General features: G+C 70.0%; 11 protein-coding genes and 1 pseudogene. 11 read left to right on the forward strand and 1 reads right to left on the reverse strand.

All coding sequences use genetic code 11. The features are described 5' to 3' along the window. The first annotated feature begins 309 nt into the window (after positions 1 to 309). The 6 genes and pseudogenes from ACWC21_RS39875 to ACWC21_RS39900 form a co-directional block, all read left to right on the forward strand. The gene (locus ACWC21_RS39875) at positions 310 to 1,677 is read left to right on the forward strand and encodes an ABC transporter substrate-binding protein (protein WP_450889528.1); all 1,368 of its coding nucleotides are present in this window, start codon (positions 310 to 312) and stop codon (positions 1,675 to 1,677) included. Next, on the forward strand, positions 1,674 to 2,588 hold the full coding sequence (locus ACWC21_RS39880) for a carbohydrate ABC transporter permease (RefSeq protein ID WP_450889530.1): 915 nt from the start codon (positions 1,674 to 1,676) through the stop codon (positions 2,586 to 2,588). Before ACWC21_RS39875 ends, ACWC21_RS39880 begins: the two co-directional genes overlap by 4 nt. Before the next feature lie 103 nt (positions 2,589 to 2,691). Next, complete coding sequence (locus ACWC21_RS39885) at positions 2,692 to 3,546, forward strand: carbohydrate ABC transporter permease (RefSeq protein ID WP_450889532.1); 855 nt, start codon at positions 2,692 to 2,694, stop codon at positions 3,544 to 3,546. 8 nt (positions 3,547 to 3,554) lie between these two features. Next, complete coding sequence (locus ACWC21_RS39890; RefSeq protein ID WP_450889534.1) at positions 3,555 to 5,567, forward strand: hypothetical protein; 2,013 nt, start codon at positions 3,555 to 3,557, stop codon at positions 5,565 to 5,567. Continuing rightward, the gene (locus ACWC21_RS39895; protein ID WP_450889536.1) at positions 5,564 to 5,911 is read left to right on the forward strand and encodes an L-rhamnose mutarotase; all 348 of its coding nucleotides are present in this window, start codon (positions 5,564 to 5,566) and stop codon (positions 5,909 to 5,911) included. Before ACWC21_RS39890 ends, ACWC21_RS39895 begins: the two co-directional genes overlap by 4 nt. 38 nt (positions 5,912 to 5,949) lie before the next feature. Next, positions 5,950 to 6,093: pseudogene (locus tag ACWC21_RS39900) on the forward strand (amidohydrolase family protein); the annotation flags it as partial. A gap of 52 nt (positions 6,094 to 6,145) precedes the next feature. Here the strand turns inward: ACWC21_RS39900 and ACWC21_RS39905 are convergent. Beyond that, positions 6,146 to 6,340 (reverse strand): hypothetical protein, encoded by a 195-nt coding sequence (locus tag ACWC21_RS39905; RefSeq protein ID WP_450889538.1) that lies wholly within the window; start codon positions 6,338 to 6,340, stop codon positions 6,146 to 6,148. A gap of 435 nt (positions 6,341 to 6,775) precedes the next feature. Between ACWC21_RS39905 and acsA the strand changes: the two genes are divergently transcribed. Genes acsA through ACWC21_RS39930 form a run of 5 tightly spaced genes read left to right on the forward strand, consistent with a single transcriptional unit; the run spans position 6,776 to position 12,303 of the window. Beyond that, complete coding sequence (gene acsA, locus ACWC21_RS39910) at positions 6,776 to 8,566, forward strand: acetate--CoA ligase (RefSeq protein WP_450889540.1); 1,791 nt, start codon at positions 6,776 to 6,778, stop codon at positions 8,564 to 8,566. Continuing rightward, the gene (pdhA, locus tag ACWC21_RS39915) at positions 8,563 to 9,678 is read left to right on the forward strand and encodes a pyruvate dehydrogenase (acetyl-transferring) E1 component subunit alpha (protein WP_450889542.1); all 1,116 of its coding nucleotides are present in this window, start codon (positions 8,563 to 8,565) and stop codon (positions 9,676 to 9,678) included. Before acsA ends, pdhA begins: the two co-directional genes overlap by 4 nt. Then, positions 9,651 to 10,646: an alpha-ketoacid dehydrogenase subunit beta gene (locus ACWC21_RS39920; protein ID WP_450889544.1), complete on the forward strand. Its 996-nt coding sequence runs from the start codon at positions 9,651 to 9,653 to the stop codon at positions 10,644 to 10,646. Before pdhA ends, ACWC21_RS39920 begins: the two co-directional genes overlap by 28 nt. A gap of 2 nt (positions 10,647 to 10,648) precedes the next feature. After that, positions 10,649 to 12,055, forward strand: a complete 1,407-nt coding sequence (locus tag ACWC21_RS39925) for a dihydrolipoamide acetyltransferase family protein (RefSeq protein ID WP_450889546.1) — start codon at positions 10,649 to 10,651, stop codon at positions 12,053 to 12,055. 2 nt (positions 12,056 to 12,057) lie between these two features. Further along, on the forward strand, positions 12,058 to 12,303 hold the full coding sequence (locus tag ACWC21_RS39930; protein WP_450889548.1) for an acyl carrier protein: 246 nt from the start codon (positions 12,058 to 12,060) through the stop codon (positions 12,301 to 12,303). Positions 12,304 to 12,376 lie beyond the last annotated feature (73 nt).

Consider the following 12,376-nt stretch of genomic DNA (forward strand, 5'->3'; position numbering starts at 1 on the left):
ATCTGTCCTGCCTCCGAGTGGCTACGACAACGGCGACCGACCGGCCCTGAAACCGCACCCATCCTACCCCAGACCCAGATGAGTCGTACTCATTGAGACGCTCTCCCTTAGGGGCCTGCAGGCAGATCGGCCCTTTAGGACCTTTTTAGCTGCGTTTATGGCTCACGGTGATCACGTTGACGTGCACGCCGCATCTCGAGAAAAGCCGTACACACCTCTTGACTCGCCCTTCGATGTGGCGGCTAATTTCTTCCGCAGTGGTAACGACAGAGCCGTCAGCAGCCTCATGCAGACCCCGTGGAGTCGCTCATGTCCGTCTACAAGCCTTCGGCCGACCAGGAGACAGGGACCAGCAGGAGACGTATCCCGTTGCTGGCCGGCTGTGCCGCCACCGTGCTGTTCACCGTGGCCGCCTGCGGCAACGGCGGCGGCACCACCGGCACGACCACCAAGGACGGATTCGCCCAAGTCGCCCAGAAGGACGGGGCTCTGACCGTCTGGGTGGACGCGACCCGGATGGACGCCGCGAAGCAGTACCAGGCGTCGCACCCGGGCGTGAAGATGGACATCGTCAGCTACGACGGCGACGCCAACGGGTCCAACTACCTCCAGACGAAGGTCCAGTTGTTCAACCGCACGGGCAAGGGCTGGCCGGACGTCGTCTTCAGCTCCCAGAACAACGAGGTGACCTGGGCCGTCGACGCGGGCTTCGCGGCACCGCTGGACAAGGGCCTGATCCCGGACGCCACCCTCGGCGGGTTCGCCAAGGGGGCCAACGACGTCTGCACGGTCGACGGGACCCTCTACTGCCTGCGCAACGACCTCTCCCAAGCGGTGCTCTGGTACAACGCGCCGCTGATGAAGAAGTTCGGCTACAAGGTCCCGACGACGTGGGAGCAGTACCAGACGCTCGGCAAGAAGGTCGCCGAGGAACACCCCGGCTACCTCGTGGGCGACGCGGGTGACACCTTCACGCCCGAGATCTACCTGTGGGCGAGCAAGTGCGGCGCCAACCACATCACCGGCCCCAAGTCCGTGTCGGTCAACACCACCAGCGAGGCCTGCACCAAGATGGCCAAGCTGCTGGACGTACTGATCAAGAACAAGTCCATGTCGATCAGCGGAGTCTTCAGCACCGACTTCGCCAAGAACGAGGCCGACAAGGTCCTGCTCATGCCCGGCCCGGCGTGGTACGGCGGCGCGGTGTTCAAGGACGGCCTGAAGACCCCGGCCAAGCAGATCGCGGCCGCCCCCATTCCGCAGTGGCAGGGAGACACCTCACCGTCCACCGGCAACGTCGGCGGCGGCACCTGGCTGCTGTCCAAGCACTCCGCCCACGTCAAGGCGGCCACCGACTTCCTGAAGTGGGTCACCACCGACAACGCCTACCAGGGCGAGAAGGCCCCCGGCTTCCCGGCGTACGCGCCCGCCGCCGAGAACTGGCTGAAGGCGCAGGCCGCTTCCGGGTACTTCGCCGGAGACCTCACGGCCCTCAAGGACGCCTCCTCGCAGGTGTGGTCCGACTGGGGCTCGGGCCAGTTCAGCCAGGAGGCGATCTGGGCCGCCACCGTCAAGCCCGCCCTGACGCAGGGCAAGACCGTCGAATCGATGCTGCCCGCCTGGCAGGACTCGATCGTCAAGTACGCCAAGTCCGACGGTTACAAGGTCTCCCAGTGACCGCCGCCCACTCCTCGGCCCGCTCCGTCCGGGGGCGCCCCCGCGGCACCTCCCGGCAGAGCCGGGCCGGCGCGGCATTCGTCGCCGGCTACGTACTGCTGCTGATCGCCTTCGGCGTCCTTCCGACCTGTTACGCCGTCTACTTCGCGTTCACGGACGCCGGAGGAGCGTTCACCGGCCTCTCCAACTTCGTCACCACGGCACGGGACTTCCGCTTCGTCGACTCCCTGGGCCATGTCGCTCTGTACCTGGTCTTCTGGCTGCTGTCGCTCGTGGTGTTCGTGGTGCTCCTGGCACTGCTCCTGCACCGGCTGTCCTCCGGGCCGGTCGGTCAGGCGCTGCGTTTCCTCTACTACATCCCCGGAGCGCTGGCCGGCGCCGCGAGCGTCCTGGTGTGGCTGTTCATGCTCGACCCGACGGTCAGCCCGGTCAGCTCGCTGCTGGACACACTGGGCTTCCACACCTTCGGCGAGGTCATCGCCCCCGGCAACCTGGCGCTGCTGTTCACGGTCATCGCGTTCTGGACCGGCGCGGGCGGCTGGATCGTCGTCATGTACGGCGCCCTGAACAACATCCCCAAGGACGTCATGGAAGCCGCGCGCATCGACGGCGCGAACGCCTGGCAGACCGCCTGGCGGGTGCAGATCCCCATGCTCCGCAAGTGGATCGTCTACATGGTGATCCTGGCCTTCGCGGGCGGCGCCCAGCTCTTCGTCGAGCCGCAGCTGCTCTCCCTCGCCAGTGTGGGCGTGGCCGGCCGCGACTACTCGCTCAACCAGCTGACGTACGACTTCGCCTTCCAGATGAACAACATCAACGGTGCCGCCGCGGTCTCGGTGGAGCTCCTGGTCGTCAGCTTGTCGGTCGCCGGTGTCTTCGTCGCACGATCGGGGTTCTTCGATGCCGACTGACACACGATCCACCCCTCCTGCCGCCGCTCCTCGCGCGAAACGGGACCGGAACGCCGGAAGCCGGCACGGGGAACCACGGCCGCGCCGCCGCCCACCGCAGCACGTGACGTCCCGGCTGCTGGCGGGCTCGGTGCTCACCGTGTTCGTGGTGTTCTTCGTGCTGCCGGTGCTGTGGCTGCTGCTCGCGGCGACCAAGACCGACCAGCAGCTGGTCCACGACAACCCCTTGTCCTTCGGGTCCTGGCACACGCTGACGGTCAACTGGCACGCGCTCACCGCCTTCCAGGACGACGCCATCCTGGTGTGGCTGCGCAACTCCGCCGTCTACGCGGCGATATCGCTGGTCATCACGCTCTGCCTGGCCATACCGGCCGGATACGCGCTGGCCATGACCGAGTTCCGGGGCCGGCGCGCGCTGCTGATCGCGACCCTGGTCGTGATGCTGATGCCGAACGCCACGCTGGTGGTGCCGCTGTTCCTGGAGATCAACGCGGTGCACCTGATCGGCACGATGTGGTCGATCATCCTGCCGTACTCGTTCTACCCGTTCGGGGTGTACCTGACGTACATCTACTTCACCACCGCGGTGCCCAGGGACCTCCTGGCCGCGGCACGGATGGACGGCTGCTCCGAGTTCGGTGTCTTCCGTCATGTGGCCCTGCCCCTCGCGACACCCGTCATCGCGCTGGTCGGGTTCTTCAGCTTCGTCGCCAACTGGACCAACTACTTCCTGCCCTACGTGATGCTTCCCGCCAGCGACCAGATGCCCGTCCAGGTGGGCGTCGGCAACCTGCTCAGCAATGTGCCGTCGTTCAACCCGACCGTCGGCGACCTCGCGATCCAGCGCCCGCAACTGGCACTGGCGACACTGGTGGCCATCACACCGGTACTCGTCGTGTTCCTGTTCGCCCAGCGCTTCCTGGTCAGCGGAATGCTCGCCGGCGCCACCAAGGAGTGACAGCTCTCATGCCCTTCAGCCCTCACCCCCACGCATCCGGGGACGACGCCCAGGCCTCCGACCGGCCCGCACCCGACATCCTGGCCGGAGTGCCGTTGCTCGAACCCCCCGGCTGGGCCGTCGCCCAGCGCGCGCTGTTCGACCTGCTCGACCACGCCTGGCGCCGCTTCGAACACGCCTTCACCGGCCCCGACGGACGGCTGAACTACAACGACCGGCTGACCACTCGCGACGGCGTGGACGACTTCTACGAGGTCTTCTTCAACTGGCCCCAGCTGTACCTCCTCGGCGGCGCCGACGACCTGCTGCCCGCCAGCGAGAAGCACTGGGAGGGCGTGACCAGGCAGCTGACCGAACTGAACATGCTGCGCGACGAGTTCGAGCGCGGCTACGACTGGTTCCACCAGGGCGAGAGCCTGCTGCTGCTCTACTTCCTGTGCATGGCCGCCCCCGACCGCTGGGCCGAACGCGCGCTGCGCTTCGCCGAGTTGTACGTCGACCCCGCCAAGGGCAACTACGACCCCGAGCATCGCATCATCACCCGCCCGCACAACGGCAGCGACCCCGAGCGCACCGGCCTGTTCGACGGCGACGTGTATCCCTGGCTGCCCAAGGAGGCGGAGACCTACGGCTTTCCCCTCGACTGGCTGCCCGAGGCCGCGAACGGCCCCTTCCCGCTGTCGGCGGACCCGCGGCTGGGCGACCGGATGCAAGACCGGATGGGCGTCGGCGACACCGCGGTCAACCTCGCCGCGGCCGGCCTCGTCCTCAACGCCTGGATCCTCTCCGGCGAGGAGCGCTACCGGGACTGGATCGTCGAGTACGTGGGCGCCTGGCGCGAGCGCACCCGGGAACACGGCGGTCTGATCCCGGACAACGTCGGCCCGGACGGGGTCGTCGGCAGCCTCCTGGAAGGGCGCTGGTACGGCGGCCACTACGGCTGGTCCTGGCCGCACGGCTTTCACAGCGTCGGTCACGCGGCCTGCGTGGCGGCGCTCGCGGCGGCGACGGTCACCGGGGACGACGACTACCTCTCCATGGTCGCGACCTCGCTCGACGCCCTCATCGACCGCGGCAAGGTCATGCCCCACACGGAGGCCGACTCCAGCCTGCCCTCCAAGTGGGCGGTGGAACTCGGCCCGGACCGCCACACGCCCACGCTCCACCTGCCGTTCCGGCACAACGACTCCGGCTGGTTCGACCACAACCCTGCCACTCCCCCCGTGCCGGTGGCCCTGTGGCACCACACCTCCTCGGAGGCCGACCGTGCCCGGCTGGAACGGCTGCGCGAGGCGGACGGAATCGACTGGCGCACCGTGCGGCCGTTCCGGTCCAAGGAGGACTCCGGGCACGAGAAGGCGTGGTTCGCCTTCCTCGCCGGCGACGACCCCGGCTACCCGGAGCGGATCCTCGCGGCCGCCCAGGCCCAGGTCCGGCACCGGCTGCGGCGCATCGACCGCTACGGCGACCTGGACGTGCCCGAGGCCGACATCCACGTGTGGCAGCTGTGCAACCCGGTGGTCACCGAGGCCCTGGTGCAGCTCACCTGGGGCGGCCCGCAGGTGCTGTACCAGGGCGGTCTGCAGCAGGCACGTCTGCGCTACCACGACGCCGACGCCCGCCGGGCCGGCCTGCCCGCGGACGTCGCCGCCCTGGTCACCTCCATCGCCCCCGAGGCGACCACCGTCGAACTGGTCAACCTCTCCCCCGGCACCGACCGCACGGTCATCGTCCAGGCGGGCGCCTTCGCCGAGCACACCATCACCGGCGTCCGCTACACGACCTGCACGGACGACGGCTGGATCGGGGACATGTACGACTACGGTCACACCGAGCCGGTGGTCTCCGAGGCGGAAGCCCCGTGTGACTCGCCGTTCCTGACGGTCCGTCTGCCTGCTTCCACGCGGATCCGGCTCACCCTGCGGCTCGGGCTGCGCACCCGTACTCCCAGCTACCGCACACCGTTCGCCACCGCGGCCGGGCAGGCCAACTCCACCGACACGACAGGGGAATCGGCGTGAAGCGCATCGCCCAGACCATCCGGCTCCGCCCAGAACACCGAGAGGAATACCTCCGGCTGCACTCCGCCGTGTGGCCCGGTGTCGAAGCCGCCCTGCACCGGGCGAACATCCGCAACTACAGCATCTTCCTCGACGGTGACGTGCTGTTCGCCTACATGGAGTACCACGGTGAGGACTTCGAGGCCGACATGGCATCCATCGAGGCCGATCCCGAGACCCAGCGGTGGTGGAAGCTCACCGACCCGTGCCAGGAACCCTGGCCCGACCGGGGCGAGGGCCGCCAGTGGAGCGAGCTCCCCGAGATCTGGCACCTGAACCCGCCCGACGGCCACGCCACCGCCTGACCCGGCCCGTACCGCCCCGACCGGACTTGGATTTCCTCGTGAACGCACCCGTGCTCGTCGACGCCCACCACCTCCTGTGGGATCTCTCCCACCGTGCGCAACCCTGGCTCGACGACCCCGCCGTGGCATCGATCCGCCGCACCTTCACCCCCGAGGACCTGCGCTCCACCGCCACTTGGCCGACGGGCCTGAGCAGGCAACCACCGCAACCAGCGGCGGCATCATGAGTCGGGGTCAGCGGCGGGACGAGCTGCCGCTCGCGTCCCTGGAGGATTCGAAGGCACCGAGATCCGGCGCCGCCCCGTTGTACGGCAGTCCGACGCCGACACCCTTGTCGATCAAGGTGCTGTTCGCGGCGAGGTGGAGGTGGGGCAGCACGGGCAGGCTGCCGTCGGACTGCCGGGGCTTGTCCCAGCCGGATGTGGACACACTCTGGAACTGTCGTGCGAGTCCGAGTTGAGGACGAGGTTGCCGCCGCCGTCCTGGATGAACAGGCCGGGGCGGACTCCCGGCAGCGGGAAGTCCACCCCCTGCCGGCCCAGCCGGCCGGCCGGCTGGGCCGGCAGGGGGAGCCGGACCGAGCCGGGCGGACACCCGGAGCCGCACCCATTCGGTCCCTCGGTAAGGGCCGTCCGGCCCTACAGCCCGCCCGCCGACAGCGGTGCCATGGAATGGAGCCGGGGGCCACAAGGGCACGGTGAAACGGAGCGAGACCGCGCACCGTGCGATTCGGGCCCGCAAGAAGCGAGCGGCCCCCGGCTCCATGCATGCCGGAGCAAGCCGGCACCCGCCGCCCCGGCCGACATGCAGCCCGAGCAGGGCTCGGCGACTCTGGAGACGGGGGCAGTGCCGGGAGGAGCACCCATGCACTGGGAAACCATCCGCAAGGACACCGCTCCGGTCGTCCGGCCCCGCCTCACCGACTACGAACGGGTCCGGAACGAATTCACCTGGTCGCAGGCGCGCAGCGCACTGGCCGGGCTGCCCGACGGCGGACTCAACGTGGCCCACGAAGCCGTCGACCGGCACGCGGCCTCCGGTCACGGGGACGAGGTCGCGCTGCGATGCGTCGCACGGGACGACTCGGTCTCCACCGTCACCTACGCGGAACTGAACCGACGTACCGCCCGCTTCGCGAATGTCCTGCGGTCGCTCGGCGTCGGTCACGGGGACCGGGTGTTCACTCTGCTCGGCCGCTGCTCGGAGCTCTACACCACGGTTCTGGGGACGCTGAAGAACACCAGCGTGCTCTGCCCGCTGTTCTCGGCCTTCGGCCCCGACCCCGTCGAGCAGCGGCTGCGGCTCGGTGACGCCCAGGTACTGGTCACCACGGCGGCTCTCTATCGGCGCAAAGTCGCCGAGCGCCGTGCGTCGCTTCCCGGGCTGAAACACGTCCTGATCGTCGGACCCGGCGCGGCTGACCTGCCGGACACCGCGTCCTTCGACGACCTGATGTCCACCGCGCCGGAGACCTTCGCCATCCCTCCGACGTCCCCCGACGACATGGCCTTGCTGCACTTCACCAGCGGCACCACCGGCGCTCCCAAGGGTGCGGTGCACGTCCACGAGGCCGTGGTCGCCCACCACGCCACAGCGGCGTACGCGCTCGACCTCCACCCCGAGGACGTGTACTGGTGCACCGCCGATCCGGGCTGGGTCACAGGTATGTCGTACGGCATCGTCGCCCCGCTCGTCCACGGCGTGACGGTGGTCGTCGACGAGGGCGACTACGACGCCAGGCGCTGGTACCGGATCCTCGGCGAAAGCCGGGTGACCGTCTGGTACACCGCGCCCACGGCCCTGCGCATGCTCATGCGGGCCACACCGCGCCAGGGCCCCTACGACCTGCCACGCTCCTACGACCTGTCCGCCCTGCGCTTCATCGCCTCCGTCGGCGAGCCCCTCAATCCGGAAGCCGTCGTGTGGGGCCGGGACGTGCTGGGCCTGCCGGTGCACGACAACTGGTGGCAGACCGAGACCGGCTCCATCATGATCGCGAACTTCGCGGCCTGCGAGATCCGGCCCGGTTCGATGGGCCGCCCCCTGCCCGGCGTGGACGCGGCCGTGCTGGAGTGCGGCGAGGACGGCCGGGCGCTCGTCGTCGACGGCAGGGTCACGCAGGTGGACAGCCCTTCTGTGGAGGGAGAGCTGGCGCTGCGCCCCGGCTGGCCGTCGATGTTCCGCGGCTACCTCCATGACAAGGAGCGCTACGACGCCGCGTTCGCCGACGGCTGGTACCTGACCGGAGACCTGGTCCGCCGGGACGCGGACGGCTGGTACTGGTTCGTGGGACGTGCCGACGACGTCATCAAGTCGGCGGGACATCTGATCGGCCCCTTCGAGGTGGAGAGCGCGCTGATGGAACACCCGTCGGTGGCGGAGGCCGGGGTGATCGGACGGCCGGACCCGGTCGCCGGGAACGTCGTCAAGGCCTTCGTGTCGCTGCGCCCCGGTTTCCGGCCCAGCCCGGACCTGGAGCGGGAGTTGCTGGCCTTCGGCCGCCGCAAGCTGGGTCCCGCAGTCGCACCCAGGGAGATCGCGTTCGACCAGGACCTGCCCAGAACCCGCAGCGGGAAGGTGATGCGGCGCGTGCTCCGCGCGCGTGAACTCGGTCTGCCCACAGGTGACCTGTCGACCTTGGAGGGATCCGCATGAGCGTGGCCCGACCCACCCGCGTGCGCAAGGACCCGGCGTCCCCCAAGCCCGGCAGGAAGACCGCGGCCACCAAGCGGAAACCGAGTACCGAACCGCCGGCCCGCCGATCGGGCGCCCGACACCGGACGGACCTGCTGGAGGCGATGCTGCGCATCCGGCGGTTCGAGGAACGGTGCGTCGAGTTGTACAGCGCCGCGAAGATCCGTGGCTTCGTGCACCTCTACATCGGTGAGGAGGCCGTAGCCGTCGGTGTCAACGAGGCACTGACACCCGAGGACGCGGTCGTCTCCACCTACCGCGAACACGGCCACGCGCTGGCGCGCGGGATCCCGTCCGAGGCCGTGATGGCGGAGATGTACGGCAGGACGACCGGGTGCAGTGGCGGCCGAGGCGGCTCCATGCACCTGTTCGACGCGAGCCGCCGCTTCTACGGCGGCAACGCGATCGTCGCCGGGGGGCTTCCCCTGGCCGCCGGTCTCGCCCTCGCCGACCGTATGCGCGACCGGTCCCACGTCACCTGCTGCTTCTTCGGTGACGGGGCGTTCGCCGAAGGCGAGTTCCACGAGACCGCGAACCTGGCGGCCCTGTGGAAGCTGCCCCTGCTTCTGGTCTGCGAGAACAACCTCTACGCCATGGGCACGGCCCTGGAACGGCACGAGGCGCAGACCGACCTGGCCATGCGCGCCGCCTCCTACGGCATGGTCGCCTGGGCGGTGGACGGCATGGACGTGGAGGCTGTCGAGCAGGCCGCCCGCCGGGCCGTCGAGGGCATCCGGGCCGGCACGGGCCCGCACTTTCTGGAGCTGCGCACGTACCGCTTCCGCGCCCACTCGATGTACGACCCGGACCGTTACCGCGACAAGGCGGAGATCGAGCGGTGGAAGTCCCAGGACCCGATCGGCCTGCTCCTCGACCGCCTGCGCGAGAACGGCGAACTGGGCGACGAGGAGGTCACCCGGACCGAGCAGCGGATCGGCCACGAGATCGACCACGCCGTCGCCGCGGCCGAACAGGCACCTGAGGAACCGGTCGAGAACCTGCTGCGCCACGTCACCAGTTCCTCGTCGGAGGCGGTGAACCGACCATGGGCACCGACGGAGGGCACGGGGTGAAGACGACCTACCGGGAGGCGATGCGCGAGGCGCTCCGTGAGGCGCTGCGCTCCGACGACCGTGTCTTCCTCATGGGCGAGGACGTGGGCCGGTACGGCGGATGCTTCGGCGTCAGCCTCGGTCTGCTGGAGGAGTTCGGCCCCGAACGTGTCCGTGACACGCCGCTGTCGGAGTCCGCGTTCGTGGGGGCCGGCATCGGTGCCGCTCTGGCCGGGATGCGGCCCGTCGTCGAGATCATGACCGTCAACTTCAGCCTGCTGGCCCTCGACCAGATCCTCAACAACGCCGCCACCCTGCTGCACATGTCGGGCGGTCAGCTTCCCGTTCCGCTGGTCATCCGCATGACCACGGGCGCCGGGCGGCAGCTCGCCGCACAGCACTCGCACAGCCTCGAGGGCTGGTACGCGCACATCCCCGGCATCCGCGTCCTCGCGCCCGCCACCCTCCAGGACGCACGCCATATGCTGGCCCCCGCGCTCGCCGATCCGGACCCCGTGCTGATCTTCGAGCACGGAGGCCTCTACAACGTCTCCGGTGAACTCCGCCCACTCACCGCGCCCGTGGATCTGGAGCACGCCGCGATCCGTCGCCCCGGCACCGACATCTCCCTGATCACGTACGGCGGTTCGCTGCCCAAGGCACTCGCGGCGGCGGACGAGCTGGCCACCGAGGGCATCAGCGCCGAAGTGATCGACCTGCGCACGCTGCGTCCCCTCGACGACGCGGCCGTCACCGCTTCCGTTGCCGGCACTCACCGAGCCGTGGTCGTCGACGAGGCATGGCGGACGGGAAGCCTCGCCGCGGAGGTGTCCGCCCGCATCGCCGAAGCGTCCTTCTACGAGCTGGACGCGCCCGTCGAGCGGGTGTGCAGCGCGGAGGTGCCCATGCCGTACGCCCGGCGGCTGGAGGAGGCCGCCCTGCCGCAGACCGCCGACATCGTCGCGGCCGCCCACCGGGCGGTGGACTGACCATGGCCGAGTTCACCATGCCATCCCTCGGCGCCGACATGGACGAGGGCACCCTCCTGGAATGGCTGGTACGGCCAGGTGACCCGGTCCACAAGGGTGATCCCGTCGCGGTCGTCGAAACCGCCAAGTCGACGATCGAGGTGGAGTGCTTCGAGACCGGGACGCTGACGAAGTTGCTGGTCGAGCCCGGCACGACGGTGCCCGTGGGCACGCCGCTCGCCCTGATCGGGCCGATGGCCCCGAGGCCGGCGGAACCGGCGGCGCCCGGGGAACCGGCGGCGCCCGGGGAACCGGTCCGTCACATGGCGCAGAAGAACGAGGGCCCGTCCGCGCCACCCCCACCCCCGGAGCCGGCACCGGCCGCCGCCCGACAGCGCCGCCATGTCGAGGCGGGCCCCCTGGTCCGGCACCTCGCGGAACACCGCGGCGTCGACCTGGAGTCACTGCACGGCTCCGGCCCCGGAGGGCGCGTGACCAGAACCGATGTCGAGGAAGCGGCGGAGGCACGAGTCCCGGCTCGGCCACCGCGCGTGCGGGCCACGCCTCTCGCCCGGCGGCTCGCCGCCGAACTCGGCGTCGATCTGACCACGGTGAGGGGCACGGGCAGGAAGTCGGCCGTCCGTGCCGCGGACGTACGCCGGGCGGCTCCCGGCCCGGCGGCCGCGGCCGCGCCGGCCCACGCGGGTGTCACTTCGGCGGGCCCTTCCGCTGTACGGCCTTCTGCCGCGCATCCGTCCGAAGACCGGGCGCCGGCCATGCGGCAGGCGATCGCCGGCCTGATGAGCCGCGCCAACCGGGACATCCCCCACTACTACCTCTCCACGACCGTCGACATGGCCGCCGCCATGGACCGGCTGCACGAGCACAACCGGCGCAGTCCGGTCGGTGAGCGGCTGCTCCCGGCGGCCCTGCTGCTCAGGGCGGCGGCTCTGGCGGCCCGGGAGGTCCCCGAACTCAACGGTTTCTGGGCCGACGACCACTTCACGGCAGGTGAGGGCGTGCACCTCGGCGTCGCCGTCTCCCTGCGGGGCGGAGGCCTCGTCGCCCCGGCGCTGCACCACGCCGACACCCTGGCGGTTCCGCAGCTGATGACCGCCCTGAAGGACCTGGTCACCCGAGCCCGCGCGGGCAGGCTGCGCGGATCCGAGGTGTCCGACGCGACGATCACCGTCACCAACCTCGGCGATCAGGGCGTGGAGACCGTCTTCGGCGTGATCTACCCGCCCCAGGTGGCCCTGGTCGGCTTCGGGCGGCTGGTGGACCGGCCGTGCGCCGTCGACGGGCTGCTGGGCGTACGGCCCACGGTGACGGCGACCCTTTCGGCCGACCACCGGGCGACGGACGGTGCCGTCGGTGCCCGCTACCTCATGGCGGTCACCCGCCTCCTGCAGAATCCGGAGCAACTGTGATCATGAACCGAACCGATGCACTGGACATGGTGCGGGAGTCGATCTCCCGCGTCGTCCCTGACGCCGAGGCAACCGCTCTGCAACCCGACGACGCGTTCCGCGACGTCCTTGAGATGGACTCACTGGACTTCCTGCGTTTCGTCGAGGTCCTGAGCGAACGGTCCGGCGTCCGTATCGAGGACGAGGACACGCCCCGTCTCCGCACCCTGGCGGACAGCGCGGACTTCCTCGTCGCCCACACACGGTGACGTACGCCCCGGCGCGGGCCATGAGTCCGGTCTGCGGGGCATCGGGCTACCGCTGGTGCACGCCTTCGGGTGA

It is taken from the genome of Streptomyces sp. NPDC001348, from assembly GCF_053597535.1.